General features: G+C 57.7%; 27 protein-coding genes. 10 read left to right on the top strand and 17 right to left on the bottom strand.

The features are described from left to right. Window positions 1-77 precede the first annotated feature (77 nt). The gene (hrpA, locus tag N2K86_RS10520) at window positions 78-3,980 is read right to left on the bottom strand and encodes an ATP-dependent RNA helicase HrpA (protein ID WP_260661458.1); all 3,903 of its coding nucleotides are present in this window, start codon (window positions 3,978-3,980) and stop codon (window positions 78-80) included. A gap of 205 nt (window positions 3,981-4,185) precedes the next feature. Between hrpA and azoR the strand changes: the two genes are divergently transcribed. After that, the gene (azoR, locus tag N2K86_RS10515) at window positions 4,186-4,791 is read left to right on the top strand and encodes an FMN-dependent NADH-azoreductase (protein ID WP_260661457.1); all 606 of its coding nucleotides are present in this window, start codon (window positions 4,186-4,188) and stop codon (window positions 4,789-4,791) included. An 89-nt stretch (window positions 4,792-4,880) separates the two neighbouring features. Then, complete coding sequence (locus tag N2K86_RS10510) at window positions 4,881-5,567, top strand: RluA family pseudouridine synthase (protein WP_260661456.1); 687 nt, start codon at window positions 4,881-4,883, stop codon at window positions 5,565-5,567. A gap of 7 nt (window positions 5,568-5,574) precedes the next feature. On the opposite strand, the gene N2K86_RS10505 is transcribed toward N2K86_RS10510, so the two are convergent. Further along, window positions 5,575-6,114 (bottom strand): DUF2058 domain-containing protein, encoded by a 540-nt coding sequence (locus tag N2K86_RS10505; protein WP_260661455.1) that lies wholly within the window; start codon window positions 6,112-6,114, stop codon window positions 5,575-5,577. Window positions 6,115-6,285: 171 nt separating this feature from the next. On the opposite strand from N2K86_RS10505, the gene N2K86_RS10500 reads away from it, so the two are divergent. Together N2K86_RS10500 and N2K86_RS10495 are read left to right on the top strand one after the other, a co-directional pair. Beyond that, window positions 6,286-7,260 (top strand): DUF1852 domain-containing protein, encoded by a 975-nt coding sequence (locus tag N2K86_RS10500; protein WP_260661454.1) that lies wholly within the window; start codon window positions 6,286-6,288, stop codon window positions 7,258-7,260. Between the two features lie 26 nt (window positions 7,261-7,286). Further along, window positions 7,287-8,318, top strand: coding sequence for a methionine synthase (locus tag N2K86_RS10495; RefSeq protein WP_260661453.1), 1,032 nt, complete (start codon window positions 7,287-7,289; stop codon window positions 8,316-8,318). Window positions 8,319-8,360: 42 nt separating this feature from the next. Here N2K86_RS10495 and N2K86_RS10490 read toward each other — a convergent pair whose 3' ends face one another. Genes N2K86_RS10490 through N2K86_RS10480 form a run of 3 tightly spaced genes read right to left on the bottom strand, consistent with a single transcriptional unit; the run spans window position 8,361 to window position 12,480 of the window. Beyond that, entirely contained in the window at window positions 8,361-10,148 is a 1,788-nt protein-coding gene (locus N2K86_RS10490) for an aryl-sulfate sulfotransferase (protein ID WP_260661452.1), read from the bottom strand. 23 nt (window positions 10,149-10,171) lie between these two features. Then, window positions 10,172-10,915 carry an ABC transporter ATP-binding protein gene (locus tag N2K86_RS10485; RefSeq protein ID WP_260661451.1) on the bottom strand — a complete coding sequence of 248 codons (744 nt, stop codon included), beginning with the start codon at window positions 10,913-10,915 and terminating at the stop codon, window positions 10,172-10,174. After that, the gene (locus N2K86_RS10480) at window positions 10,912-12,480 is read right to left on the bottom strand and encodes an ABC transporter permease (RefSeq protein WP_260661450.1); all 1,569 of its coding nucleotides are present in this window, start codon (window positions 12,478-12,480) and stop codon (window positions 10,912-10,914) included. Before N2K86_RS10480 ends, N2K86_RS10485 begins: the two co-directional genes overlap by 4 nt. 221 nt (window positions 12,481-12,701) lie before the next feature. Here N2K86_RS10480 and N2K86_RS10475 point away from each other — a divergent pair, with 221 nt between their 5' ends. Further along, window positions 12,702-13,760 (top strand): ABC transporter substrate-binding protein, encoded by a 1,059-nt coding sequence (locus N2K86_RS10475; protein ID WP_260661449.1) that lies wholly within the window; start codon window positions 12,702-12,704, stop codon window positions 13,758-13,760. Here the strand turns inward: N2K86_RS10475 and N2K86_RS10470 are convergent. Then, on the bottom strand, window positions 13,757-14,701 hold the full coding sequence (locus tag N2K86_RS10470) for a LysR family transcriptional regulator (protein ID WP_238459688.1): 945 nt from the start codon (window positions 14,699-14,701) through the stop codon (window positions 13,757-13,759). The two genes, N2K86_RS10475 and N2K86_RS10470, sit on opposite strands and share 4 nt — an antisense overlap. A 68-nt stretch (window positions 14,702-14,769) precedes the next feature. Next, a complete protein-coding gene (locus N2K86_RS10465) occupies window positions 14,770-15,702 on the bottom strand; it encodes a LysR family transcriptional regulator (RefSeq protein WP_260661448.1) in 933 nt (310 codons plus the stop codon). A gap of 99 nt (window positions 15,703-15,801) precedes the next feature. On the opposite strand from N2K86_RS10465, the gene N2K86_RS10460 reads away from it, so the two are divergent. Beyond that, window positions 15,802-16,236, top strand: a complete 435-nt coding sequence (locus N2K86_RS10460; RefSeq protein WP_260661447.1) for a DMT family transporter — start codon at window positions 15,802-15,804, stop codon at window positions 16,234-16,236. Between the two features lie 4 nt (window positions 16,237-16,240). Continuing rightward, window positions 16,241-16,699 (top strand): DMT family transporter, encoded by a 459-nt coding sequence (locus N2K86_RS10455; RefSeq protein ID WP_260661446.1) that lies wholly within the window; start codon window positions 16,241-16,243, stop codon window positions 16,697-16,699. Between the two features lie 2 nt (window positions 16,700-16,701). Here the strand turns inward: N2K86_RS10455 and N2K86_RS10450 are convergent, their stop codons facing one another. The 8 genes from N2K86_RS10450 to N2K86_RS10415 are packed head-to-tail and all read right to left on the bottom strand — an operon-like array spanning window position 16,702 to window position 22,576. Then, complete coding sequence (locus N2K86_RS10450) at window positions 16,702-17,229, bottom strand: DUF3833 domain-containing protein (RefSeq protein ID WP_260661445.1); 528 nt, start codon at window positions 17,227-17,229, stop codon at window positions 16,702-16,704. Next, complete coding sequence (locus tag N2K86_RS10445) at window positions 17,226-17,750, bottom strand: hypothetical protein (protein ID WP_260661444.1); 525 nt, start codon at window positions 17,748-17,750, stop codon at window positions 17,226-17,228. The genes N2K86_RS10450 and N2K86_RS10445 overlap by 4 nt, the downstream gene beginning before the upstream one ends. After that, window positions 17,747-18,232 carry a DUF2878 domain-containing protein gene (locus tag N2K86_RS10440; protein WP_260661443.1) on the bottom strand — a complete coding sequence of 162 codons (486 nt, stop codon included), beginning with the start codon at window positions 18,230-18,232 and terminating at the stop codon, window positions 17,747-17,749. The genes N2K86_RS10445 and N2K86_RS10440 overlap by 4 nt, the downstream gene beginning before the upstream one ends. Beyond that, entirely contained in the window at window positions 18,229-19,449 is a 1,221-nt protein-coding gene (locus N2K86_RS10435; RefSeq protein WP_260661442.1) for an SAM-dependent methyltransferase, read from the bottom strand. The genes N2K86_RS10440 and N2K86_RS10435 overlap by 4 nt, the downstream gene beginning before the upstream one ends. Beyond that, window positions 19,446-20,168, bottom strand: coding sequence for a DUF1365 domain-containing protein (locus N2K86_RS10430; protein WP_260661441.1), 723 nt, complete (start codon window positions 20,166-20,168; stop codon window positions 19,446-19,448). Before N2K86_RS10430 ends, N2K86_RS10435 begins: the two co-directional genes overlap by 4 nt. 1 nt (window position 20,169) lies before the next feature. Beyond that, entirely contained in the window at window positions 20,170-21,429 is a 1,260-nt protein-coding gene (locus tag N2K86_RS10425; RefSeq protein WP_260661440.1) for an NAD(P)/FAD-dependent oxidoreductase, read from the bottom strand. Beyond that, on the bottom strand, window positions 21,426-22,145 hold the full coding sequence (locus tag N2K86_RS10420) for an SDR family NAD(P)-dependent oxidoreductase (RefSeq protein WP_260661439.1): 720 nt from the start codon (window positions 22,143-22,145) through the stop codon (window positions 21,426-21,428). Before N2K86_RS10420 ends, N2K86_RS10425 begins: the two co-directional genes overlap by 4 nt. Then, a complete protein-coding gene (locus N2K86_RS10415; RefSeq protein ID WP_260661438.1) occupies window positions 22,142-22,576 on the bottom strand; it encodes a nuclear transport factor 2 family protein in 435 nt (144 codons plus the stop codon). The genes N2K86_RS10420 and N2K86_RS10415 overlap by 4 nt, the downstream gene beginning before the upstream one ends. Window positions 22,577-22,833: 257 nt before the next feature. Between N2K86_RS10415 and N2K86_RS10410 the strand changes: the two genes are divergently transcribed. Both N2K86_RS10410 and N2K86_RS10405 read left to right on the top strand, forming a co-directional pair. Continuing rightward, window positions 22,834-23,031 (top strand): hypothetical protein, encoded by a 198-nt coding sequence (locus N2K86_RS10410; protein WP_260661437.1) that lies wholly within the window; start codon window positions 22,834-22,836, stop codon window positions 23,029-23,031. Between the two features lies 1 nt (window position 23,032). Continuing rightward, complete coding sequence (locus N2K86_RS10405; RefSeq protein ID WP_260661436.1) at window positions 23,033-23,818, top strand: hypothetical protein; 786 nt, start codon at window positions 23,033-23,035, stop codon at window positions 23,816-23,818. Window positions 23,819-23,886: 68 nt separating this feature from the next. Here the strand turns inward: N2K86_RS10405 and N2K86_RS10400 are convergent, their stop codons facing one another. Continuing rightward, complete coding sequence (locus N2K86_RS10400; protein ID WP_260661435.1) at window positions 23,887-24,225, bottom strand: winged helix-turn-helix transcriptional regulator; 339 nt, start codon at window positions 24,223-24,225, stop codon at window positions 23,887-23,889. A 90-nt stretch (window positions 24,226-24,315) separates the two neighbouring features. On the opposite strand from N2K86_RS10400, the gene N2K86_RS10395 reads away from it, so the two are divergent. Next, on the top strand, window positions 24,316-25,095 hold the full coding sequence (locus N2K86_RS10395; RefSeq protein ID WP_260661434.1) for an SDR family oxidoreductase: 780 nt from the start codon (window positions 24,316-24,318) through the stop codon (window positions 25,093-25,095). A 50-nt stretch (window positions 25,096-25,145) separates the two neighbouring features. Here N2K86_RS10395 and N2K86_RS10390 read toward each other — a convergent pair whose 3' ends face one another. Further along, window positions 25,146-25,724: a TetR/AcrR family transcriptional regulator gene (locus tag N2K86_RS10390; protein WP_260661433.1), complete on the bottom strand. Its 579-nt coding sequence runs from the start codon at window positions 25,722-25,724 to the stop codon at window positions 25,146-25,148. Between the last annotated feature and the right edge of the window lie 51 nt (window positions 25,725-25,775).

Here is a 25,775-nt window from a genome sequence, read left to right as displayed (position 1 = left end):
GGGTGGCGGCTTCGCCTTACCCGGCCTACATTTCGCACCCGTAGGCCCGGTAAGCGCAGCGCCACCGGGCAAGGGTTTTAACCGGAAATCTGCTCCATCGCCTGCAGAATACGCTTATCGGAAATCGGATACGGCGTACCGAGCTGCTGGGCAAAGAAGCTGACGCGCAGCTCCTCGATCATCCAGCGGATCTCCTGCACATCTTCATCATCGCGGCGCGCGGGCGGCAGCTTGTTCAGCCACTGCTGCCATGACTGCTGCACGCTTTCTACCTTCAGCATCTGAACGCGGTCGCGGTGTGGGTCGATGGCCATCTTCTCCAGACGTTTTTCAATCGCCTGCAGATAGCGCAGGGTATCGCCCAGACGCTTAAAGCCGTTGCCGGTGACAAAGCCGCGATAGACCAGCCCTGCCATCTGCGCCTTCACGTCCGACAGCCCCAGCGCCATGGTCATATCCACGCGCCCTTTCAGGCGTTTGTTGATATTGAACACGGCGGTGAGGATCTGCTCGACCTGTTTGGCAATCTCTACCACGGTGTCGTTCAGTTCGGCGCGCACCTTTTCATGAAGCTGAGCAAAGGCTTCTTCCGTCCAGACCGGACCGCCCGCCTCGTGGATCAGCTTGTCCACGCCGCAGGAGATACAGTCATCAATCAGATCCAGCACCTTGCCGTACGGATTAAAGTAGAGCCCCAGCTTGGCCTTGTTCGGCAGCTTCTCGTGCAGATATTTAATCGGCGACGGGATGTTCAGCAGCAGCAGGCGACGCAGCCCGCGCCACATCATCTGCTGCTGTTCCAGCGGGTTATCAAAGAGCTTGATCGCCACGCTGTCGCGCTCGTCCACCAGCGCAGGCCAGGCTTTGACCTTGTAGTTACCGCGCTTCTGTTCGTAGCTTTCCGGAAGCTGACCAAAGCTCCAGATGTGCAGCCCGCTCTGCTCAATGCCGTCGTCCGCCACCGCAGAAAGCGTCTCCTGAACTTTGCCTTTCAAGGCATCCTTCAGCTCGGTTAGCGAACGGCCTTCCAGCAGCTTTTTGTTTTTATCATCCACCACGCGGAAGCTGATTTTCAGGTGATCGGGCACCTGATCCCAGTTCCAGTCGTCGCGGTCAATGGTAGTGCCGGTCATGCGGCGGAACTCACGCTCCAGCGCGTCCAGCAGCGGCAGCTCCAGCGGCGTGACGCGGCCTAAAAAGGCTTCCGCATAGTTCGGCGCGGGCACAAAGTTACGGCGCACCGGCTTGGGCAGGGATTTGATCAGCGAAATCACCAGCTCGCGACGCAGGCCAGGAATTTGCCACTCAAAACCACCCTCATCAACCTGGTTTAATAGCGGCAGCGGAATATGAACGGTCACGCCGTCCGCATCGGCACCCGGTTCAAACTGATAGGTCAGCCGCAGCTTGAGGTTGCCCTGATGCCAGAAGTTCGGGTAGTCGAGCTTGCTGACCGACTCCGCCCCCTCTTTAATCAGCATGCTCTTTTCGAAGTTGAGCAAGTCCGGCGTCTCTTTGCTGGCCTTTTTCCACCAGTTGTCGAAATGGCGGGCAGAGATAACATCGTGACTGATGCGCTGGTCGTAAAACTCAAACAGCGCCTCATCGTCCACCAGAATATCGCGACGGCGAGACTTGTGCTCAAGCTCCTCCACTTCGGCGCGCAGCTTCAGGTTTTCACGGAAGAACGCATGACGCGTCTGCCAGTCCCCCTCCACCAGCGCGTGGCGGATAAACAGCTCGCGGCTGAGCGCAGGGTCAATCTGGCTGTAGTTGACCTTACGCGCAGCGACCACTGGCAGGCCGTAGACGGTCACTTTCTCGGTCGCCATTACCGCGCCCTGCGCGCGCTCCCAGTGCGGTTCGCTGTACGAACGTTTCAGCAGGTGCTGAGCCACCGGCTCCACCCATTCCGGATCGATACGCGCGGCAATGCGTCCCCACAGGCGGCTGGTTTCCACCAGCTCAGCAACCATGGTCCACTTCGGCGGCTTTTTGAACAGGCCGGAACCCGGGAAGATGGAGAAGCGCGCGTTTCGCGCGCCGGTAAATTCCTGCTTGTCCGCATCTTTCATCCCGATATGAGACAGCAGGCCGGTCAGCAGCGCGATATGAATCTCGCGGTACTCCGCGGGCTCGCTGTTAACAGGAATGCCCAGCTCTTTCACCACCTGGCGCAGCTGGGTATAGATATCCTGCCATTCGCGCACGCGCAGGTAGTTGAGGAAATCGACGCGGCACTGGCGGCGGAACTGGTTCGAGGAGAGCGCTTTCTGCTGCTCGCCAAGATAGTTCCACATGTTCACGAAAGCGAGGAAATCGGACTCTTTGTCGTGGAAGCGACGGTGCTTCTCGTCAGACGCCTGCTGCTTGTCCATCGGGCGCTCGCGCGGGTCCTGAATGGAGAGCGCCGAGGTGATGATCATCGCCTCGCGCACGCAGCCGTGCTTCTGCGCTTCCAGCACCATGCGGGCCAGACGCGGATCGACCGGCAGCTGACTTAGCTGGCGGCCCAGCGGCGTCAGCTTGTAGACCGTCGCCTGCTCGTCGGTGGTAATTGCCCCCAGTTCTTCCAGCAGGCGGACGCCGTCCTGAATGTTACGCTTGTCCGGCGCCTCCACAAACGGGAACGCCGCGATGTCGCCCAGCCCCAGCGCGGTCATCTGCAGGATAACGGACGCCAGGTTGGTACGCAGAATTTCCGGGTCGGTAAATTCCGGGCGCGACAGGAAATCGTCTTCCGAATAAAGACGAATACAGATCCCTTCCGACACGCGGCCACAGCGGCCTTTACGCTGGTTGGCGGATGCCTGAGAGACCGGCTCAATCGGCAGACGCTGGACCTTGGTACGGTAGCTGTAGCGGCTGATGCGCGCCGTGCCCGGGTCAATCACGTATTTGATGCCCGGCACGGTCAGCGAGGTTTCCGCCACGTTGGTCGCCAGAACGATACGTCGTCCGCCGTGCGGCTGGAACACGCGGTTCTGCTCGCTGTTTGACAGGCGTGCGTAAAGCGGCAGGATCTCCGTGTGGCGCAGGTCGCGCTTGCTGAGCGCATCGGCGGTATCACGGATTTCGCGTTCGCCGCTCATAAAGATCAGAATGTCGCCCGCGCTTTCGTTGCCCAGCTCGTCAACAGCATCAAAAATGGCCTGCAGCTGGTCGCGCTCGGTGTCGTCCGCCTCTTCCACAATCGGGCGATAGCGCACTTCCACCGGATAGGTACGGCCGGAGACTTCAATAATCGGCGCGTTGTTAAAATGCTTTGAGAAGCGTTCCGGATCGATGGTCGCGGAGGTGATGATGATTTTCAGGTCCGGTCGGCGCGGCAGCAGCTCTTTCAGGTAGCCGAGCAGGAAGTCGATATTCAGGCTGCGCTCGTGCGCCTCATCAATGATGATGGTGTCGTACTGCATCAGCAGACGATCCTGCTGGATTTCCGCCAGCAGAATACCGTCGGTCATCAGCTTGACCATGGTGTTATCGCTAACGTGGTCGCTGAATCGCACCTTGTAACCAATGCAGCCGCCCGGCTCCGTTTGCAACTCTTCGGCAATACGGTTCGCCACGGTACGCGCCGCCAGGCGACGCGGCTGGGTGTGGCCAATCAGCCCTTTAAGGCCGCGTCCCAGCTCCATACAGATTTTCGGCAGCTGGGTGGTTTTACCCGAACCGGTTTCCCCCGCGACAATCACCACCTGGTTGTCGCGGACGGCCTCAAGGATGTCCTGTTTTTTCTGGCTGACGGGCAGGTTTTCCGGGTAGGTAATCGCCGGACGTGCGGCTTCGCGCAGCACAACTTTCCCTGCCGCCTGCTCAATCTCTTTCGCCATCTCCTGGTAAATGGCCTGTTGTGCATCAGGATTTTTAACCTTCTTCACCCCGTGCAGACGGCGGGCAAAGCGCTGCTTATCGCGCAGCATCAGGGAATCAAGGTGTTGCAGGAGCATCGGGAAGGTCAATTTTTGTTGTTCTGTCATAGCGTTAATGGGCAGTGCACTGCCGGGTAAAATCTCTTTTTAATGATTGCTATAGAGTACCACATTGGCGCTTTCAGCGCCTTATTCAAAAAATTCGAACATAGGCTTCGATATATTGCGCTATCTCTGCGGCAGGATTGTGAATAAAGTGTCAACAAGCAACGGGGCAACCCCCTTCAATCAAATGCAACAACAGGAATCACCCATGAGCAAAGTATTAGTTTTGAAATCCAGTATTCTGGCAGGGTACTCTCAGTCTGGTCAGCTGTCTGATTACTTCGTTGAACAGTGGCGTGAACAGCATCCGGCGGACGAAATCACCGTGCGTGACCTGGCGGCAAACCCGATTCCTGTGCTGGACGGCGAGCTGGTTGGCGCTCTGCGTCCGAGCGATGCGCCACTGACTCCGCGTCAGCAGGAAGCCCTGGCACTCTCTGATGAACTGATTGCAGAACTGCAGGCGCATGACGTTATCGTCATCAACGCCCCAATGTACAACTTCAACATCCCTACCCAGCTGAAGAACTACTTCGACCTGGTGGCGCGTGCTGGCGTGACCTTCCGTTACACCGAAAACGGCCCTGAAGGTCTGGTGAAAGGCAAGCGTGCGGTTGTACTGACCAGCCGTGGCGGTATTCACAAAGATACCCCAACCGACCTGGTTGCACCGTACCTGACCGTGTTCCTCGGCTTCATCGGCATCACCGATGTGAACTTTGTGTTCGCTGAAGGTATCGCCTACGGTCCTGAAGTGGCGACCAAGGCGCAGACCGATGCTAAAGCGGCCATCGACGGCTTCGTCGCAGCCTAAGAATTCCCCCTCTCACCGCCAGGTGGGAGGGTTTTTCTTTCCCCCGCTTTTCGTTATCATCCGCTCCCACTCTCCAGCCGGGCGGCCTGATGTCTGTAATCGTCGATAACTTTATTGCCCCACCTTGTCTCGATGAGATTGAAATTCTCTGGCAGGACGAGCATCTGCTGCTGATCGATAAACCTTCTGGCCTGCTTAGCCTGTCGGGCAAAAATCCGCAAAACCTTGATTCCGTTCATTATCGCCTGGTGAAAAACTTTCCTGGCTGCACGCTGGTGCATCGCCTTGATTTTGGCACGTCCGGCTTAATGGTGATTGCGCGCAATAAAGCGATTAACGCCGCACTTTGTCATCAGTTCAGCCAGCGTGCCGTGAAGAAGGTGTATAGCGCCCTGCTTTGCGGGCATGTTGAAAACGATGAAGGGGTGATTGACGCGCCGATTGCCAAAGACCCGGCGCTGTTTCCGCTGATGTCGATTTGCGCCGTCACGGGCAAACCGGCGCGCTCCCGCTACCGGGTGATTGAACGTGTTTATCGGGCGTCGGGCTTACCGTTGACGCGGGTTGCGCTCACGCCGGAAACGGGGCGAACCCATCAGCTGCGCATTCACTGCCAGCAGCTGGGTCACCCTATTTTGGGCTGCGATTTATATGGCGGCCTTGAATGGCCTGGCGCCGAAGCGACGCCGCGGCTGATGCTGCACGCCAGCGGGCTGGATTTTGTGCATCCGGTGAGCGGAGAGGCAATCAGCGCCCGTCACGCTGCACCGTTTTAAAGAGTGTTTACCACATCAAATCGTCAGGGATTTTGAAGTCCGCGTACGGATCGTCTTCATCCTGCTCTTCCTGACTCAGCGCGCTGTTCAACACAATGCTGTCGGCATCGCGTTGGGCAATTTTGTCGGCCACCACCGCCGGAATGATCGCGTAGTCACAGTCACCGTTAGCATTGAGTACCAGGCGCGCAATCGCCAGACGGCCATTGATCAGCTGGGTCTGCGTTTGCTTATCGACTTCAATCTTTTTAATCAGAGTACCGTCGGTAAAGTTAAAGGTAATGTTGCCTTTCGCCACGGAGATGCGGTTCATCTCAATCAACTGCTTCACCTGCGCTTTAAACTCTTTCGCCAGTACCGCCTGTTTCTGCTGCTCGCTCAGCAGCTTGTCACGCTCGATCTGCGCCTTCTTGTTCTCTTCGACCGCTTCGCGGGCCTCACGCGCCTGAACGCGTGATTTCTTGGCCGTGCGCTGCACTTTCGCCACTTTCTTGCTGCTGACTAAGCCCGCTTTCAGCATCTGCTCTTGTAAGGTGAGTTTTGTCATGATTGTTTCTAAACCGATTGGACATTTTGGGCAGTATAACGTGAAGCGCGCCGTTCATGAAGTTCCCTCATGTTGCAGTGAAATTAAGTCACTTCCCCTCTGCCGCTGGCTCAGGCATAAATTATGCATTGATAACTTCCTGGCAACATGAACTTAGGATGCATAACCACAATGAGTAACGCTTTTACATTTAGCCTTAAGCGCAGTTGCTTCGATGAAAATTACAACCCGTCAGAAAATACGCGTACCACCACCAATTTTGCCAACCTGGCGCGAGGCGAAAAACGTCAAGAAAACCTGCGCAATACGCTGGTGATGATCAACAACCGCTTCAATGCATTAGCGCGTTGGGATAACCCGAAAGCCGATCGTTATGCGGTTGAGCTTGAAATTATTTCCGTTGATATGAACATCGATGGAGAAAATAGCTTCCCGGCCATTGAAATACTGCAAACGTTTATTGTCGATAAAAAAACCAATGAGCGCATCGAAGGTATCGTCGGGAATAACTTCTCATCCTACGTGCGCGACTATGATTTCAGCGTATTGCTGCTCGATCATAATAAAGATCGTTCCACCTTTAGTATTCCTGAGAACTTTGGTGAACTGCATGGCAACATCTTCAAGCACTTCACGCGCTCTGCTGAATACAGAGAAAACTTCAAAAAACCGCCGGTGATCTGCCTGAGTGTCTCCAGCAAAGATACCTACCATCGTACGGGCAACACGCACCCGGTATTGGGGATTGAGTACGAGCCGGACGGTACATCACTGACTGAACAATACTTTGGCAAGATGGGCCTGAAGGTGCGTTATTTCATGCCTGAGAACAGCGCTGCGCCTTTTGCCTTTTATTATTCCGGTGATTTGCTGGCGGATTATACGAATCTTGAACTGATTGGAACGATCAGCACCATGGAAACATTCCAGAAGATTTACCGCCCTGAAATTTATAATGCGAACTCGACCGCCGGACAGTGCTATCAGCCCGATCTGAATCAGCAGGATCATTCATTAACGAAAATCGTTTATGACCGCGAAGAGCGCAGCCAGTTAGCGATTCAACAGGGCAAATTTACGGAAGAACAGTTTATTAAGCCTTACAAACAACGTCTTGAGCAGTGGTCTCATAACTTCACACTTTAATTAACCGATAATAAAGGTCTTCTATTATGAAAACATTGCTCCCGACATCAACGGCTGGCAGCTTACCTAAGCCAACCTGGCTTGCACAACCTGAAACGCTGTGGTCTCCGTGGAAACTTCAGGATGATGAATTACTGGCGGGTAAACAGGATGCGCTGCGTTTATCCCTCGACGAACAGCTCCGCGCGGGCATTGATATCGTCAGCGACGGCGAGCAGACCCGCCAGCACTTCGTCACCACCTTTATTGAGCATCTGAGCGGCGTCGATTTTGAGAATCGCCAGACGGTGCGCATTCGCAACCGCTATGATGCGAGCGTGCCGACCGTGGTGGATGCCGTTGCACGCCAAAAGCCCGTTTTTGTTGACGATGCAAAGTACCTGCGCCAGCTCACCGACAAGCCGATCAAATGGGCGCTGCCGGGTCCGATGACGATGATCGACACGCTTTACGACGCCCACTATAAAAGCCGCGAGAAGCTGGCCTGGGAATTTGCCAAAATTCTCAACCAGGAAGCGCGCGAGCTGGAAGCCGCAGGTGTCGATATTATCCAGTTTGACGAGCCTGCCTTTAACGTCTTTTTCGACGAGGTGAACGACTGGGGTATCGCCGCGCTGGAACGCGCCGTTGAAGGGCTGAAGTGCGAAACCGCGGTACACATCTGCTACGGATACGGCATCAAGGCCAATACCGACTGGAAAAAGACGCTCGGCTCCGAGTGGCGACAGTACGAAGAGGCCTTCCCTAAGCTGCAGACCTCAAACATCGACATTATTTCCCTGGAGTGCCACAACTCCCGCGTGCCGATGGATCTGCTGGAGCTGATCCGCGGCAAAAAGGTGATGGTGGGTGCGATTGACGTGGCGACGAACCATATCGAAACGCCGGAGGAAGTCGCCGACACGCTGCGTAAAGCGCTGCAGTTTGTCGATGCCGACAAGCTTTATCCGTCCACCAACTGCGGAATGGCTCCCCTCTCCCGTCAGGTTGCCAACGGCAAGCTGAAGGCGCTGAGCGCGGGCGCAGAGATCGTTCGCCGTGAGATTTTGGCAAAATAATCTCGCTCTTCCCGGGAGGGGCTCGCTCTCCCGGGGATCGCATTATTCACTTACGCCGTTCAACCACTCACTTACGCTTTCTACCGATTGCTGCGCAGGCGCACGCGAGGCAGGCTTGCCCTGCCTGAGCACCAGCAGCGTGGGCAGACCACGCACGCCAAGCTGGCTTGCCAGATCCGTGTTCAGGTCAACGTCCAGATAGCGGGTATCAAATCGCGCCGTCAGCGGAGTAATCTTCTCGTTCGCCAGCAGTTGCCAAAGCCTGCGGCAGTGCACGCAGCGCTCCGCCCCGACAAACAGCAGTATCGGGCTATCGCCTTCCAGCTCGCTCGACGCACTCACCGTTTTAAACGCGCTTTCCGCCACGCGGAACAGTTTTGGACTGCGGCGAAGGGTATCGTTATCCGTCGCTACGCACAGCGCATCGGCGCTTTTACTGTAGGGCTTCACCCCTTCGACCCGCACCACGCTTTGCGCCGGGCCAGCCGCCGCCGCGCCCGGCTGGCGTAAGGTTCGAACATCTACAGGGACTATCGGCGTTTCCAGCGGCTGAGGAAGCTGCGGGATCCAGGCATAAGGAATGCGGTACGCGCGGTAAACCATGTTGTTGTTGAGCGTTTTGCCCCAGAACGGCGACACGTATTCCCAGACAATTTCATGATTGCGGGTCACTTCGAAAATACGCCCGTTGGAGCCTTCATTAATCAGGGTATTGCCGTTTTCGAGGCGCTGCATATTACTGATATAGGGGCTATAAAAACGGTAAGAGTCGGTTGGCTGGGGAAGATCCGCTTCATACGGCGAGTAGCGCCACTCAATATCCAGCGTCACAGGGTTAATTTCGAGGATCCGCGAATAGTCGCGCCAGGCGTTTTTCACCCCGTCCGCCGAGGCCGGGTTCGGCGCGCCGTATCCGGCCCAGCCACCGTTATCGAAAATAAGGATATTGCCCGCGCCGGGCAGCCCTTGCGGGATCATGTGCGCGTGGTGCTGGCCGATAATCCAGCCGATGTGTTTTAGCGCTGGCGTGCTGTAATCCGGGCCAAGCTGCCAGACGATGTTGCCGCTCTGCTTATCGATGATGGCGATAATGTTGGACTCGCGGGCATCCCAGATGATGTTATCCGGGTGGAAGCGGCTGTCCCCGGCGTCATACCATTTATTCGGCCCCAGCGTGGACATCGAGTTGATATGCATCCAGTCGCCCATTCCCCCGCCGCTGGCGCGCATGTTGGGGTTATTGTACAGCGCGGTGCGCGCCGCATCGTCGAAGCCCAGCTCCTCGAAATGATCGCTGCAGCGCCATTCCCACACCACGTTTCCCTCCCAGTCGACCTCAATAATGGTGTCATCCAGCAGAACCTTGTCCGATATCGCCTCGTTGACCAGGTTGGTGTGGGCGAGGATCAGCGTATTCCCCCCTTCTACCTGCGGCTCCAGCCCTGGCGCGTAGTAGCCAACCGGATTGCCCGCACGCTGATAGTCGTGATGCGCCCGCGCCATCCAGCGGGTTTCATTGCCCGGGTCACTCACTTTCTCATAGCGCTCGAAGGACCATGTCACATTGCCTTCCCAGTCAACCTGGATCAGATCGAGCATATCCTGCATGCCGTAGCGCGGATCGCGCTCGCCGCTGTGTCCGAGGATCGCCCCGCCCGGTAGAATTTTATTGGGGAAGCCGTGGAGCTCAGGCCATTCGCGGACCACAGCGCCGTTCATATCGACCAGCACCGCACCGTGCTCGGTGGCCTGGAAAAGGGTATAGCCGCTCCACGCGCGCGCAGGATCATAAAGCGTCGCGCCGGTCGGAAAAATGGAAGGATGACCCATGTTTTGCTCCTTAGTAAACGTTATCAGGCAGAGGTAATAAGATTGCGAATATGGCGGCAGGCGTCGGCGAACGCGGCGTCGTCACGCTGTCGCGGGTGCGGCAGCGCAAGGCTCACCACTTCGCGTATGCGCCCCGGACGTGGGGAAAGCACCACGACCCGGTCGGCCAGGGCGACTGCCTCTTCGACGTCATGGGTCACCAGCAGCGTGGTGGTTCCCTCGCTTTTGTGAATATGCAAAAGCGCCTGCTGCAGGGTATGCCGCGTCAGGGCATCGAGCGCGCCGAACGGCTCGTCCAGCATCAGAATTTGCGGGCGGGCAACCAGGCCGCGCGCAATAGCGACGCGCTGGGCCATCCCGCCGGAAAGCTGCGCGGGCAGCGCGCCCTCGAACTCGGTGAGCTGCACCCGCGCCAGCATCTCCCGCGCACGCTGGCGTTTGGCGGCCCGGCTCAGTTTTTCATCCGCCAGCCCCAGCACGACGTTGTCGATCACGGTTAGCCAGGGGAACAGCCGCGGCTCCTGAAAAACAATGCCCCGTTCTTTACCCACCCCGGCGACCCGCTTGCCGCTGATGCGGATTTCACCCTGCGTCGTCTCTTCAAGGCCGACCAGCATTCTCAGAAGCGTCGACTTACCGCAGCCGCTGCTGCCCACCAGCACCACCAGTTCACCGGCAGCGATGTCGAGACTAAAATTTTGCAGCGCCGTGACCTGCTGCCAGGTTTTACGCACATGTTGAAATGAGACCAGAGTTTGGGCGGTCATGATGGCTCCTGTTGGCGCCAGCGGGTGGCGCGAAGTTCCAGTAAACGTCCGGCTTTATCCAGCGCTGCGCCGGTGAGACCGACCAGCACCATGCCGCAGAGAATGGTGGGCATATCCAGCAGCTGCTGGGCGTTGATCATCAGGCTGCCGATCCCGGCCCCCGAAGACATGAAGTATTCCGCGCCAATGTTGCCAAGCCAGGCGTAGATCATCGCCAGCCGCAGCCCGGCGAAAATACCGGGCGCCGCGCCGGGAAGGATCAGCATCCGCAGGCGCGTCAGGCCCCCTAAACGCAGCACGCGCGCCACTTCGTCCAACTGCGGGTTTCGCTGCAGCACGGCCTGAAGGGTGCTAAAGAACATCGGAAAGAACGAGGCCAGGGCAATAAAGACGGTTTTGCCGACGTTATCGTTGCCCACCCACGCGGTCAGCAGCGGTAGCCATGCAAAAAGGGCAATATGGCGCAGCACGTTGAGCGATGGCGTCACAATCTGTCCGGCGCGTGGCCGCAGCGCCAGCAGTAATCCGCAGAGCAGGCCACCGGCAATACCCACCGCCCCGCCCGCAAAGGCGCGCCCGAGGCTCGCCAGCATCGCCGTCGCCAGCTCCCCGCTTGCCGCGCCCTGTATAAAGCGCTCGGCGACCGCCAGCGGCGAAGAGAACAGCGCCCCGTCAATCCATCCCCACTGGCTAGCCAGCTGCCACAGCGCCAGCAGCAGCACCGGCAGCTGCAGCGCCTGCCAGCTGGCCTGCGGTTTCCAGGCAAGCCGCCCGACGGCGGGCTGGGGCCAGAATACCAGCCGGGAAAAGGCCCGATTCGCCGCCCACTCCATCAGCATGCCGCTAAAGCCCACCACCGCAATGGTGACGAAAACGATATCCAGCTGGAACAGCTGACGCCCCCAAACCATCAGGTAGCCAATGCCCTCTGACGAGGCGAGCAGTTCAACAACGATCAGCGACACCCAGGCCTGAGAGAGCGCCAGCCGCAGGCCGGTGAACCAGCCCGGCAGGCTCGCGGGGATCACCAGCCAGCGAAGACGCTGCCAGCGTGAAAAATTCATCACCCTGGCGGCCTCACTCAGGGTATGGGGCACGCCAGCAACCGCCTGCTGCGTGTTGATCGTCATCGGCACGATGGTGGTCTTGATGATTACCGCCAGCTTCAGGCCGTTATCGATCCCGAACAGCACCATAAACAGCGGGATCCACCCCAGGGTCGGGATTTGCGCCAGCGCGTAAAACAGCGGCTCCACGCGCCGCGCCGTGCCGGGAACCAGACCGAACAGCGCGCCCAACAGCGTACCTGCGAAAGCACCTGCCAGCAGGCCCAGCAGCAAATGCTGCAGACTAAACGCCCACTGGGAGAGAAGGTCTCCTCCCAGGAGCGAGAGCGCCGTGTCGGCAACCACCGAAGGCGCGGGTAAAATTTGTTCCGGCATCCAGTGGCGCTCTGCCGCGATGGACCACAGCAGCAGCAGTAGCGCGGGCAATATCCACGGCCAGACTTTGAGGCGAATGTTCAGCTTTCCGGATGAGCCCGTTTTTAAAATTATCTGCGACATAGTGCTTCACGTTTAAACCCGTCATGCCGTTATAAAACCCCGCCCCGTCCCCCTTCGTCATTGCGTTACGCGAATAATCCCGATGCAACAAATGCATTTCAGCCTGCCGGACTCGCTGGTGCTGATTTAGCTCATTTTCACCTGTCCATTTCCAATAAAAGCATTTAACAGCGGGCCGGGCGGCTCATTAGGGTGAGAAAAAAACCTCGGAGTAACTTGTTATGATGAAAGCATTTTTTAGTCGCGCTCTGCTGCTGCTCGTGGCCGCCTTCGCCCTGATGGGGAACGCCAGCGCCGAAGCGCTGCACACCATTCGCATCGGCGTGCCGGATCAAAGTGCGGGCAGTAAGCCCTTTATTGAGGGCCCGGTCGGCATGGCGTACATCCGCCACCAGCTTGAGGCGGTGTTCAAACCCCAGGGCGTTGAAATCCAGTGGCAGTTCTTTAAGGGCGCGGGTCCGGCGGTGAATGAAGCGCTGGCTAACCAACAGCTTGATTTTGTCTACCTTGGCGATCTGGCGGCCATCATCGGCAAAGCGAACGGCCTTCCCACGCGCCTGCTGTTGGGCAGCCGCGGGTCGGAGTCTTATCTGGCGGTGACCCGCGCCTCGGGCATAAAAAACCTGGAAGATTTAAAAGGTAAACGGGTCGCGGTGTATCGCGGTACGGCTGACCAGTTAGCCTTCGACCGCGCCCTACAAACCGCCGGGCTTACGGAAAGAAACCTGCAGGTTATTAATCTCGACTGGAATGCCGGGAAAGCGGCGCTGGCAGCGGGCCGCGTGGATGCCGTCTGGGGCGGCGTGTCTCTTCTGGCGCTGCGGGGCGAAAAAATCGACGTGGTGGTGAAGAGCGGCGATTCCGGTCGTCAGAACACCACGCAGGCGGGGTTCCTGGGGACGCAAACCTTTATTGACGCCTGGCCGCAGGCGACGCAGCAGATTATCGACGTGCTGGTGAAGAACGCGGCAGAAATCAGCGATCCGAACAATCGTGAAGCCTGGTCGGCGGAAATGGCGCAGCAAAGCCAAATTCCCAGGGCGCTGTTCCTTGAGGAACTGCAGCCGCAGGATCTTAACTTCACCTCCTCACCGCGCATCGATCCCTTCCTGACGGACAGCTTTACCCGCAGCATTGAACAGGCACATTCGGGTCGCCTGATCCGCAGCGCCTTTAGTGCCAAAGAGTGGGTGGAGGGATCCTTCGTCGAGAAGGCTCTGAAAGCACAAAAACGGGAAAATCACTGGCCGCAGTACTCGCCTCAGGGCGAGCCGCTTTAGCTGCCCTCCTCCTGCGCCAGCAGCTGATTCTGATGCTGGCGGTCGGCATGGAGGATCGTCTCAATCATCTTTTCCACCAGCGGAGGCCGGGTAGCATGAACCGGGGAAATAATGGCAAACCGGGTCTGCATCAGCCGCCACTCTTCCGGCAGGTCGCTTATCTCCAGCTTCACCAGCCTGTGGCTGTGCTGACACAGCGCAAAACCATCCTCGCTGGCGAAGCTTATCGCGTGGGTATAGGCGAGCGTTGAGAGCAGCGCATAGACGTGATCGCACTGGATCGCGGGGGTAAAATCCTGCTGCTGGCTGAGAGTAGCCAGCACTTTGCGTACGCCCGGCGGTAAATAGGGTGCCGCAAAAGGGTAACGCAGCAGCGCCTGCACGGATACGGTGCCCTGCTGCGCCAGCGGGTGGTCGGCATGGCAGATAAAAAAGCAGCGCTGCGGGCTGAGCGGCTGCACCCGCAGCTGGGGATCCAGCTCCGCCTGCCAGCTATCGGCCACGACAAACGGATAATGCTGCGTGGTCAGCGCCTGATGCAGCGTAAACCAGTTATCGATCTGAAAGCGTACCTTCGCCTGCGGCATGCTGCGATGAAACGCCCCCACGGCGGCGGGGATCAGGCGGGCAGCCGGGGCCGGACCGCAGCCGAACGTCACTTCGCCGGTCTGCGCCTCCTCCGCTTCGCGCATCTGGCTGCTGAGCTCAACGTTCAGCTCCTGAAATCGTCGGGCGTAAGGCAGCAGCGTTTGGCCGTGCAGCGTCAAGGTGGCGAGCTTGCTTTGCCGGTCAAATAAGGGATGCCCGACGCTCTGCTCCAGCGCCTGAATGCTGCGGCTAAATGCCGACTGCGAGAGGCACACCGCCTCTGCCGCACGATTAAAACTGCCGTATTCAACCAGCGCGACGAAGTTGCGCAGTTGGCGAAAATCAAGATGCATAGGTCCGGATTATCCTTTTAGGTTTTCGCTACAGTACGGGATAGCGGCCAGGTCGCGCAATCGCGGGTTCATCTTTGCCAGTACGGCGGCGTGCCGAACAGCGCCACGTAATAGTCGATCACCGCCCTGACGTTAAGGGGCGGATGACGCGCATTCGGGTAGATCGCAGCGATGGTCTGCGGCTCCGTGTTGATCGAACATTCATGCTCCGGCAGGAGCGACACCAGCTCGCCGCTTTTCAGCCTTTCACTCACCAGCCAGTCGGGAAACAGCACGATCCCCATTCCGCCCAGCGCGGCAATCAGCAGCGTTTCGGCGTTGTTGGAGGTCATCAGCGGCGCAACGGGATAGTGAACCCACGCCGCATTTGGGCGGCGAATCAGCCAGCGGTTAGGCCCGGACGATCCGCGATAGACAAGGCAGCTGTGATGCGTGAGATCCTCCGGCGCATCGGGCGCACCGTGCCGTTGCAGATAGGACGGCGATGCCGCCAGATAATACCACTGCTGCCCAAGCACCCGCGCGTGAAACGAGGAGTCCGTCAGCGTGCCGATGCGAAACAGCACGTCGGCGGCGTCCCGGTGAGGGTCGATAAAGTCGTCGGTGAGCGTCAATTCCAGGTTGAGCCGGGGGTAGCGCGCCGACAGCCCCGCCAGGCCGGGTGCGACGTGCCGCTGTCCAAAAAATACCGGGCAGTTAATACGAATTAGCCCAGTTGGCTCGATGGATCGCTCATCCAGCTCCCGCCGCGCCTCGTCAAGACTTCCCGCCATCGCCCGGGCGTAGCGGATAAAGAGATGCCCGCTTTCCGTCGGGATCACGGCCCGCGTATTGCGATAAAAAAGCTGCTGGCCGAGCGCGTCCTCAAGCTGGTGGATCACGCGTGAAACCTGCGAGGCGGAGATCCCTTCTCGCCGCGCAACCACTGAGAAATTCTGCGATTCGTAAACCGCAATAAAGATCAGCAGCGCGCGAATGCTGATATTTCCGGCATCGATCATTAGTGCATTTCCTGCAAGGGTGTTTCCTGCATTATGGCATTTTTCTCACTGCTGATACGCCGTATTCTTCGTCGCCTGAACAATGAGAGAGTGTGTGCTATGCAACTTATTTTAATTTTACTGGTGATTGCAGGCGGGATGGGACTGTCCGTCGAGGCAGGTCTGCTGGGGCCGCTGGGTGGCGAAGTGGGTGATTTATGGGCCACCTTCAGCATCTTCGGCGTGGGTGCCGCGCTGACGTTTCTGCTGATGCTGTTTTTCAGCCCGCGCAACAGTCCGTCGTTTTTTACACAGCCGTCCTGGCAACTGCTCGGCGGGGTGCTCGGCCCCGTGTACGTGGTCATTCTGACCGTTGCGACACCCGCTATCGGCATCGCAATGACCATGATTGGCATTCTGGCCGGTCAGGTCTTTAAAAGTCTGATCATCGATCACTTTGGTCTGTTGGGTACGCCGCACAGAAAGATAAACGCGAAACGCATCGTGGCGCTGGTTTTTATTATTGCCGCACTGGTTCTGGTGGCACAGGGGTAAACGAATGACACTGATGATGATTCTATTGGCCGTCTGCGGCGGCGCGACGCTGAGCATTCAGGCCGCGATTAACGGGCAGCTCGGCAGCAGCGTGGGCGTTTTCAAAAGCGCGTTTCTGACGTTTTCCGTCGGCGCGCTGGTGACCGCCCTGCTCATTTTCTTCTTTGAGCCTAAGCAGACGGTCACGCTGCTGGACGTGCCGAAATGGCAGCTCCTCGGCGCGATGTTTGGCGTGCCCTATATCGTGATAATGGTGCTCGCCGTACAGCGGATCGGCACCGCCGTCGCCACGGTAGCGGTGATCTTCGGCCAGCTCACCATGAGCATGTTGATTGATAACTTTGGCTGGCTGGGCAATCCCGCCATTCCGTTCTCGATGAGCCGCCTGAGCGCGGTTGTCTGCCTGGGGATTGCCCTGTACTTCATCTACTCCAGCAGCAAAACCGGCAGCGTCCGCGGTTAAAGTTAGGCCTTACGGGTAAAGAACAGCGTCACCGTGGCAACGGTGACGCCAAATTTCTTCATTTCGGTTTTATTGAACAGATGGCTCTCATCCTGCAGGTACATCCAGTCGTCAAAGTGCAGCAGCCAGGTTTTGCCGTTGGCCTTTACGTTCATGCTGTAATGCCAGTTAAAGGCATTGCCTGCGGCCCGCCCCGTGGCAACCCCTTCAATATCCCCCGCCGTTCCCTCGTAGCGATCGTTCCCCACGCGGCGGATGTGCCAGACGCGCTGCTGTTTTTCACCATCGTCGTAAACAAAGTGCTCGTTGAGCGTCAGCGTATCGCCAATCACGTCCCCGGCGATCTCAACGTGGAAACGGCGGATCTGCTTGCCGCTGCGATCCTGCACCATGCCCCACGCTTCGGTTTTGCCCTGGAAGTAATGGAAGATATCAAGCCGTGGCTGCTGCTGGCGATACTCGGTCACCTCCGTACTGCAGCCTGCCAGCAGCATCGTGAGCGCCAGCGCCAGGGTCAGGAAACGTTTCATTTTTGGCCTCCAATTAACTGCTGACGCAGTTCAGGGTATTGCGTGCGGGGATCGAGCCAGATGGCCAGAAAGCGCGAGCTTAATGCGGCGGACTGCGGTGGCCCCAGTGGAGTGAAACCTGTCTGCGCGTCAGGCGCGCGGTACCAGAACTGTCCCTGCTGGTTTTTAAGCACAAACGCCAGCTGCGCGCCTGCCTTGACGTCCGGCCAGAGCGATTCCAGCCTGCGAAGCCATGCTTCGCTCAGCGGTTCCTGCTGCAAAATTCCCTGCGCCTGCCACTGATCGCGCGTCGCTTCGACCAGATCCTTTCGGTCGATGTCGCGTGCGTAGGTAATGACCAGCGCCTGATCCCTGTTTTCGCCAGTGTAGCGTCCATCGGGCGTCAACAGCTGCGAGGTGTAGACGGTGAAGGGCCCCCAGGTGAGCGTGGCACTGCCTACTTTGCGCCAGCTTAGCCAGTCGGCGGCGTTCGCGACCGGTACGGCAATGCTCAGACAGATAAGCATCAGCAGGGTTTTCATTGTTGTCTCCCCATCAGCAGGTGGAAAAACAGCATTAATACCAGCCAGCCCGGCACCATCCAGCTGACGACGATAAAACCAGGTTCCAGGAACGTAATGGCCCCCAGCCGCTCACCGATCAGGTACGCCACGGGTCCGCCGACGGTCGCCAGCAACGTTAAGATCCAGCCCGGCAAGGTGGTGCTGCACGTCAGCCGGGTCCAGACGGTGGCGAACATCAGCCACAGCGCCACCATCCACAGGGGCATCAGCGAGTCGCCCGTGAAGGCAATCAGCCCCGTCGCCGCCCAGAGGGCGTCCAGCAGGCTACCCACAGCCGCCAGCAAAATGGCGTAAATACGGTGTGCAGGCGACAGCATCAGGCAGGCAAGGATCGCCAGCGTGAGCCAGACGACCAGCCCCCGCTCGCGAAACAGCACCACCAGCGTCCAGTAGAGATCGAACGCGATCGCCATCAGGAACACCTGCACGTAACGTCTCATACGCGTTCCGCTGTCAGCTGCACCACGCTGATGGTGCGGGCGTTAAACCCGGCTTCGCAGTAGCCAAAGTAGTAGAGCCACATCCGGCGGAAACGTTCGTCAAAGCCGAGCGCTTCAATCTCCTGCCAGGCATGGACAAAGCGCTGCCGCCAGTGAGCCAGCGTGCGGGCGTAGTCCGGTCCCATGTCGAAGAGATTGCGCACCACGAAATCGGTGTGGCGCGTCATCAATTCGTTCATGGCGGTAATGCTCGGCAGGAAGCCGCCAGGGAAAATGTAGCGCTGGATAAAGTCGACGCTTTTGCTGTAATCGCGGTAGCGCTGATCCTGAATGGTGATGGCCTGAATCGCCATCCGTCCCCCCGGGCGCAGCCTCGCCTGGCAGGTACGGAAGAACGTGGGCAGATAGCGTTGCCCGACGGCTTCAATCATCTCTATTGACACCAGCTTGTCGTACTGCCCGGTAAGGTCGCGATAGTCGCAGAGCAGCACCTCAACGCGATCCTGCAACCCGGCGCGGGCAATGCGCTCGGTCGCCCAGATATATTGCTCCTGCGACAGCGTGGTGGTGGTTACCCGACAGCCGTAGTGACGGGCCGCATACTCCGCCATCGCCCCCCAGCCGGTGCCAATTTCCAGCAGGTGGTCGCCCGCGTTAAGCGCCAGCTGGTCGCACAGACGCGCCATTTTGGCCTGCTGAGCGGCCGTGAGATCCTGCTCGTCAGCGGTGAACAGCGCGCTGGAATAGAGCAGCTCTTTATCCAGAAAATGGGCATAAAAGGTGTTGCCCAGATCGTAATGGGCGGCAATATTTTCCCGTGCCTGCGCGCGGGAGTTGCGCCGCATCCAGTGGCGCAGCCGCTCCAGCGGCCTGCCGAGCAGGCGGAAACCATTCTCGAGACGGCCAAGCACCTTGCCGTTAAGCGCCAGCAGTTCCAGAAGCGGCGTCAGGTGCGTGGTCTCCCATTCGCCGTCCATCCAGGCCTCTGCTGCCGCGAGGCTGCCGCCCGTTAAGATGCGCCAGTAAAGGCCTGGCGTGAGGATCTGCACGTCGGCATGCAGCGCGGCAGATGTCTCACCAAAATGAAAGGTTTGCGCCCCTTCACGCAGCGTAAGCGAGCCGCCGCGAATGTCGCTTAGCAGCCGAAAAAGCAGCCAGCGCGCGATGCGGACGTTGCGCGGGATATCGGGTTCTAGCGCAAAGACGGGATCGGTCATGAGCGTTCACTCCTGCTGACGGGATGGTTATACAGCGGCACGCGCTTAAGCCACAGCCGCAGCGCCTGCCAGTAAATGGCGAAAACGGTTTTCAGGGTCATCAGCGGGATGCGCAGCAGCAGCGAACGCAGCGCCGGGCGGGTTAGCGGCTCCCGACGCAGCGCCAGCGTGGCGTCAAAGACCTTCGCTCCCTGATGGTTTTCAATGTGCATATGCAGCGTGTTGTCCGGGTTGTTGAAGCGCCACTGGTAGACCATGTCCATCGGGTTGAAGGGCGAAACGTGAAACGCTTTCTCCGTGGGCTGGGCATTCTGCCCGTCTACCGCGTAGTAGTGCCGCTCGTTCCACGGCGTGTTCCGCACTTCGGCGAGCACCCAGCGAAGCGCATTGTGCTGGTCATAGCAGTAGTAAAAATTGACCGGATTAAAATGGAACCCGAAGTAGCGCAGCTGCGTCAGGAGCATGACTCGCCCCTGCGGACGTTCCCCGGTCAGGCTCTCCAGCCTGCTCAGCACGTTCTCTTTGAGCGGCGTGCCGAGCGGATAGTCCGCGTCGTGGAACGAGGCGGCGGCCACCCGGTTACGGCGTACCCCCACCGAGGGCAATGTTTCCAGCTCATCAAGATCCAGCCAGGCCATAAAGACGCTGTAGCTGAATGCGTGGGTTTTCGGCTGAAAACGGCGGTGGCGCAATACGCCGTGGTAGAGACAACTGTTCATCTCAGTTCCCCTCCCCGGCGGCTAGCGCATTGACCACGTCCAGCGCGCTGCGCACCCCGTCCTCATGAAAACCGTTGTACCAGTACGCCCCGCAGAACCAGCTCCGGTTATGACCGTTAATCTCTCCGCGACGCGCCTGCGCGCGCCAGCTTTTAGGGTTGAACAGCGGGTGTTCATAGATAAAGCGCTTCAGAACGAAACGTTCATCAACCGGCGTTTCAGGATTCAGCGTGACGCAGAACAGCGGACTCCCCTCAGGGAGCCCCTGCAAAATGTTCATGTTGTAAGTGACGCAGGCGCTGGTCTGGTCACGTTCACTCAGGCGATAGTTCCAGCTCGCCCACGCGCGCTCGCGCACCGGCAGCCAGCGCCTGTCGCTGTGTAAGACCACCTCGTTGCGCTGCCAGCCGATATCGCCCAGCACGTCACGTTCTGCAGGGGTCGGCTCGTCCAGCATCGCCAGCGCCTGCCCGGAATGGCAGGCAAAAATCACTTGTTCGAAGGTATGGCTGCCGTTTTCAAGCTGAAGCGTAACTCCGTGCTTGTGGCGACTCACCCGCTGCACCGGCGAATTGAGATGCAAGTTCAGACGGTCGCCCAGCTTGTCGAGCATGGCGCGGATATACTCCCGCGAGCCGCCGGGCACAACGTACCACTGCGGACGATGGGTAATATCCAGCAGGCCGTGGTGGTGAAAGAAGCGCAAAAAGAGCGGCAGCGGGAAACGTTTCATCTCCTGCAGCGACGAGGACCAGATCGCGGCCCCCATCGGCAGAATGTAATGGCGTGCAAAATACGGGGTGAACCGGTGTGCCTCCAGAAACGTTTGCAGCGTGGCGTTCGGGTCCACCTCCCCATCCAGCGCCTGTTTTGCCAGACGATTGAAGCGGACGATCTCCCCGAGCAGCCGCCAGAATGCAGGATTCACCAGGTTTCGGCGCTGAGCAAACAGCGACGTCAGCGTGTGCCCGTTATACTCCAGGCCGGACTGCGGGTTGTGCACAGAAAAGCTCATCTGCGTTTTTTGGCCGCTGATGCCCAGCTCGCTGAGCAGGCCCATAAAGCGCGGATAGGTGCGGTCGTTGTAGACGATAAACCCGGTGTCGATGGCCCAGTTCCCCTGCGACGTGGAGACGTCAACCGTCGCGGTGTGTCCGCCCGGCGTTGCGCCCGCTTCAAACAGGGTGACCTGATGATGGCCCGCCAGACGCCAGGCGCAGGTCAGCCCGGCAATACCGCTGCCGATAATCGCGATCCTCATGAGCGCACCATCCTGCGCAGCAGCGCGTTCTGGATCAGGGTCGGAAGCCGTGAGAGCAGCCGCAGCATCAGGCCGAATCCGGAAGGGAACGCGATATGGTTTTTATTCTTCGCCAGCCCGGCGCGTATTGCATTCACGGCCTCATCAACGGTCACTCTGCCCGGCATGGCAAAATCATTTTTTTGGGTCAGCGGCGTATCCACAAACCCCGGAGAAACCACGGTTACGCCAATCCCTTTCGGCTCCCAGTCCAGACGCAGGGTGTCGGCGAACCAGGTGAGTGCGGCTTTGGACGCGCCGTAGGCTTCGGCTCGCGGAAAATGAAGCCAGTGCGCCATCGAACTGACCAATACCACGCGATGACCTGCAGCCAGCTGCGGCTGAATTGCAGCAATGCAGTTCACCGGGCCGAGGAAATTGGTGTTCATCACCCGCTCCACCCGCGCGGCATCGACCACGCCGCGATCGAGGTATTCACACGTCCCGGCGCAGAGGATCGCCAGTTCGGCATGACAGTCCTTCAATGCCTGGCGACAGGCTTCCCTGTCTGTCATATCGAAGCGGCGCACCGTGATGTTCGGGCTGTGCAGCTGAAGAGCGTCCAGACGCGACGCATCGCGCCCGCAGGCAATAACCTGGAAGCCATCAGCGGCAAAGGATTTCGCCAGCCCGGCCCCAATGCCCGAGCTGGCGCCGGTAATGAGCACCGTTTTCATGATTTGACCCTCCGCTTGACGCCGCGTACCGCCCAGCCCAGCAGAGGAAGGTGTTCGTAGATCATCTCCCCCGCGTCGTAGTAGTCGCGCTGACGCGTGATGAGATCGTTTTCCGTGTCCACCACTGAACATCCTGGCAGGCCGAGCGGCTCTCCCCCGGCAATGCGCGGGTGCGACCAGTGCATTGTCCAGGTGACGACAAACTGGTGTTCGTTCAGAAGGGGAGCATCAATGGTAAAACGGCAGTTTTCGACATTCGCCAGCAAATGGGTGAAATAGCGCTGGAGCGCAAAAAGCCCGTTGTGTTCGCCAAACGGATCGACAAGCGTGGCATCCGGGTGATAAAGCCCCACCAGCGCCGACGGCGGCTGAGCGTCCAGCGTGGCGTAGTAATCAACAAACCGACTGACAACGGGCGGCAACGTGCTCATGGGTCACATCCTGGCGGTAAATAACGTGGCGTAATCGTATAATTAAAACTTACACAATCATTGTTATTTGTCCAAGTTTGTGTTAGTCTATTTTTTATTTTATTTATATATCAATATCTTAGGTTAATTGGAATGAATGGGTTTTGTAGACCGGATAATGCGTAGCCGCCACCCGGCTTTAACTTTCAGGATATCCTTAAGGCAAACTCGCAGCCCTTCTTCCAGGCTTATCCTTTTTATTCATAAGGATGGCTGACATGAAACGCTTCTTTCTCTCCCTTTTCTCCAGCCCTGAGTCATTGCTTCAGGTAATGAGCCAGCAGGAAATCATTGAAGCCGTAGAAGACGGCGACCGCATCATTATCGACCAGGACGGGAACGCCTCGGTGAACTACAAAAGCAGCGAGGTGCGGCAGGATTTTCTGCGTCACGTCGACGCGCTGAAGAGGGTCTGATATGGGAACGGCAATCTTTATGGTGCTGATGGTGTGCGGGTACTGGTACACCAGCCGCGACCTGTCCACCCGCTTTAAAATCAAGCGTTCCTTCGGCTGGGACGTCTATTTTCTCGTGGCGCTTTATGGCTGTATTTTTGTTCTTCAGGGAGTCATCGCTACCGGTCTGCTCTGGCTGGTGCTGTTCGCCCTTTCCGCCGCCAACAACGCTTTTCACTTTTCCTCACCGAAATATACCGACTGGCAAATCGACTTTATGAACTGGAGCTTTTTAGGCATTCAGGCGCCGGTGGTCGTGATGCTGGCGTTTGCCATTCTGTTTTGTCTCTACCGCTCTAACTGGGCAGGCAGCGCCAGGCTGGACGGTGAAAACCGGAAAAAGCTCTACAAACGTCTGGCGCAGTCGAGCGGTATTGAACAGGTGCTGTATCAATGCATGGAGGAAGGCGAACTGGCGCAGGTATCGCTTCGGTCGAGGCGGATTTACGTCGGGATGATCCACACCGCGACGCTGGAATATGAAAAAACGGCCAATATTGTGCTGATCCCGATGTTGAGCGGGTACAGAGACGCGAAGACGATGAATCTGCGCATCGAGAATAACTACAGCCGGTGGTATGCGGAGCATAAGATCACGCTCGACTCAGAACCCCGCAGCGCCATGTCATTCCGGAAGGTGATTTTACTCAATCAGATTGAGAGCATCTCGCTGTTCGATCCCGCCAGCGCCAGTGCGCTATCGCTGGCACAGCATGACACGCTTTGTGCGCTGCAGGGCGATATGTGAATGACATACCATTGGTGATATTCACCGCTGGGCATTTTGAAAGAGATCCCAGCGGTTGGCCGCCGGGTTTACGTGCTTGCGTAAGCCTCGCGCTTTTCCGCCCATTTCAGCATGGCATCCAGCGCCGGGCATAATGCCTGCCCCCATTCGGTGAGTCGATATTCCACTTTCGGTGGTACTTGCGGGTAGACCATCCGCGAAACAATTCCGTCGGATTCCAGTTGCCGAAGCTGCTGCGCCAGCATCTTCTGGGAAATACCGGGGATCAGTTTTTCGAAATCGGAGTAGCGCTGCACTTTTCCATCGAAAAGATGAAAAAGAATAATTAATTTCCAGCGGCCTTCCAGCAGCTGTAATACCTGCTCCACGCCGCTTGCGGCAGATTCCGGACTATATAACTTACTCATAATTCAGTAGCTCACTTTTTCGTGCGTACTTGTCAATTTCTCAGTCTATGTTGAATATACCTGTACTGTATATAACGGGAGTGAAAGGCCATGTCATTAGATATTGATTTCAAAGGCAAGCGCGTGCTTGTTACCGCTGGCACAAAAGGGCTCGGAAAAGCAGTCGTCGGACTTTTAAAACAGCTCGGTGCAACGGTATTCACCACGGCACGCCACGCGCCAGAGGTAAATATCGCCGATACATTCGTCGCCGCTGACCTGACGACAGTTGCAGGGTGTGCCTCCGTCGCATCGGCGGTGCAGGAACAGATGGGAGGTGTCGACGTGATTGTTCATGTCGCAGGGGGGTCAACCGCACCCGGTGGCGGTTTCGCTGCTCTTGGCGAAGACGAGTGGCAGCAGGAGCTTAATCTTAACCTGTTGCCCGCCGTACGCTTAGATCGCGCCTTGCTCCCCGGAATGCTTGCGCAGGGAAATGGGGTGATTATTCACGTGACGTCTATTCAGCGCGAACTGCCGTTACCGGAATCAACCACGGGCTACGCGGCGGCTAAAGCAGCCCTCTCAACCTACAGCAAAAGTCTTTCAAAGGAAGTTTCGCCAAAGGGTGTTCGAGTGGTGCGCGTTGCGCCCGGCTGGATCGAAACTGAAGCGGCGGTTGCACTGGCGGAGAGGCTGGCAGAGCAGGCAGGAACAGACTACGAAGGTGGCAAACAGATCGTTATGAAGGCGTTAGGTGGAATACCGCTCGGACGCCCTGCCAAACCGATTGAGGTGGCTAACCTCATCGTCTTCCTCGCCTCATCTCATGCTTCAAGTATCACAGGCACTGAATATGTGATTGATGGCGGCACCATCCCGACAGTGTAGCGCGGGTGCTTGATCGGCCTGGAGCGATGGCTGATTAATCACAGGGAATATCACTGGCCGGTCAGTTTCTCTAAGCCCGTTTTTAACGCTTTTACTACCCTTTCTGGATCCATTCCCATTTGCGCATGAATAATGGCGCCGTCAATGAGCATCATCATGTCATTGACGGTCTCTTCATCATTGATACCGGCGAGCGTGACGATTGTTTTCTTTGTTTCTGATTTATGGTCCCGGCATATCTCTTTTATTTCGCTTTCAATATCTTCCGATTTTGCCTCTGCGCTGGCATTAATAAACGCGCAGCCGTGGAACTCGGGTGAAATAAACCATTCGTAAAACGTTGCAGATATCGCATCAGAAGGTATTTCGCCTTCATCGAGATGCCGACGCAGCGTGGACTCAAACCAGTTCATCCATATTTCATGCCGATAGTGCAAATAGGCGAGAATAAGTAAACTTTTACTCGGGAAATGGCGATAGAAAGTCACCTTGGTCACTTTCGACGCTTTAATCAGCGTATCCACCCCCGTTGCCCTGAAGCCTGTGGAATAAAACAGATCGTGCGCCGCCAGTAATATTTTATCCCTGACGCTGATTTTTGTATCGTGACTTGCAGGTTCAGCTTTCACTTATTCGTCGCCTTAAAATGGATGTTGACAGCGTTATTTTACAGGCATAGA

This window comes from Enterobacter mori, from assembly GCF_025244905.1.
GTDB lineage: Bacteria > Pseudomonadota > Gammaproteobacteria > Enterobacterales > Enterobacteriaceae > Enterobacter > Enterobacter mori_A.
This window is presented reverse-complemented; position numbering and strand designations above follow the sequence as displayed.

Coding starts and splice junctions, on each gene's coding strand:
- hrpA (WP_260661458.1), bottom strand. CDS start 3,980: ATGACAGAACAACAAAAATTGACCTTCCCGATGCTCCTGCAACACCTT.
- azoR (WP_260661457.1), top strand. CDS start 4,186: ATGAGCAAAGTATTAGTTTTGAAATCCAGTATTCTGGCAGGGTACTCT.
- N2K86_RS10510 (WP_260661456.1), top strand. CDS start 4,881: ATGTCTGTAATCGTCGATAACTTTATTGCCCCACCTTGTCTCGATGAG.
- N2K86_RS10505 (WP_260661455.1), bottom strand. CDS start 6,114: ATGACAAAACTCACCTTACAAGAGCAGATGCTGAAAGCGGGCTTAGTC.
- N2K86_RS10500 (WP_260661454.1), top strand. CDS start 6,286: ATGAGTAACGCTTTTACATTTAGCCTTAAGCGCAGTTGCTTCGATGAA.
- N2K86_RS10495 (WP_260661453.1), top strand. CDS start 7,287: ATGAAAACATTGCTCCCGACATCAACGGCTGGCAGCTTACCTAAGCCA.
- N2K86_RS10490 (WP_260661452.1), bottom strand. CDS start 10,148: ATGGGTCATCCTTCCATTTTTCCGACCGGCGCGACGCTTTATGATCCT.
- N2K86_RS10485 (WP_260661451.1), bottom strand. CDS start 10,915: ATGACCGCCCAAACTCTGGTCTCATTTCAACATGTGCGTAAAACCTGG.
- N2K86_RS10480 (WP_260661450.1), bottom strand. CDS start 12,480: ATGTCGCAGATAATTTTAAAAACGGGCTCATCCGGAAAGCTGAACATT.
- N2K86_RS10475 (WP_260661449.1), top strand. CDS start 12,702: ATGATGAAAGCATTTTTTAGTCGCGCTCTGCTGCTGCTCGTGGCCGCC.
- N2K86_RS10470 (WP_238459688.1), bottom strand. CDS start 14,701: ATGCATCTTGATTTTCGCCAACTGCGCAACTTCGTCGCGCTGGTTGAA.
- N2K86_RS10465 (WP_260661448.1), bottom strand. CDS start 15,702: ATGATCGATGCCGGAAATATCAGCATTCGCGCGCTGCTGATCTTTATT.
- N2K86_RS10460 (WP_260661447.1), top strand. CDS start 15,802: ATGCAACTTATTTTAATTTTACTGGTGATTGCAGGCGGGATGGGACTG.
- N2K86_RS10455 (WP_260661446.1), top strand. CDS start 16,241: ATGACACTGATGATGATTCTATTGGCCGTCTGCGGCGGCGCGACGCTG.
- N2K86_RS10450 (WP_260661445.1), bottom strand. CDS start 17,229: ATGAAACGTTTCCTGACCCTGGCGCTGGCGCTCACGATGCTGCTGGCA.
- N2K86_RS10445 (WP_260661444.1), bottom strand. CDS start 17,750: ATGAAAACCCTGCTGATGCTTATCTGTCTGAGCATTGCCGTACCGGTC.
- N2K86_RS10440 (WP_260661443.1), bottom strand. CDS start 18,232: ATGAGACGTTACGTGCAGGTGTTCCTGATGGCGATCGCGTTCGATCTC.
- N2K86_RS10435 (WP_260661442.1), bottom strand. CDS start 19,449: ATGACCGATCCCGTCTTTGCGCTAGAACCCGATATCCCGCGCAACGTC.
- N2K86_RS10430 (WP_260661441.1), bottom strand. CDS start 20,168: ATGAACAGTTGTCTCTACCACGGCGTATTGCGCCACCGCCGTTTTCAG.
- N2K86_RS10425 (WP_260661440.1), bottom strand. CDS start 21,429: ATGAGGATCGCGATTATCGGCAGCGGTATTGCCGGGCTGACCTGCGCC.
- N2K86_RS10420 (WP_260661439.1), bottom strand. CDS start 22,145: ATGAAAACGGTGCTCATTACCGGCGCCAGCTCGGGCATTGGGGCCGGG.
- N2K86_RS10415 (WP_260661438.1), bottom strand. CDS start 22,576: ATGAGCACGTTGCCGCCCGTTGTCAGTCGGTTTGTTGATTACTACGCC.
- N2K86_RS10410 (WP_260661437.1), top strand. CDS start 22,834: ATGAAACGCTTCTTTCTCTCCCTTTTCTCCAGCCCTGAGTCATTGCTT.
- N2K86_RS10405 (WP_260661436.1), top strand. CDS start 23,033: ATGGGAACGGCAATCTTTATGGTGCTGATGGTGTGCGGGTACTGGTAC.
- N2K86_RS10400 (WP_260661435.1), bottom strand. CDS start 24,225: ATGAGTAAGTTATATAGTCCGGAATCTGCCGCAAGCGGCGTGGAGCAG.
- N2K86_RS10395 (WP_260661434.1), top strand. CDS start 24,316: ATGTCATTAGATATTGATTTCAAAGGCAAGCGCGTGCTTGTTACCGCT.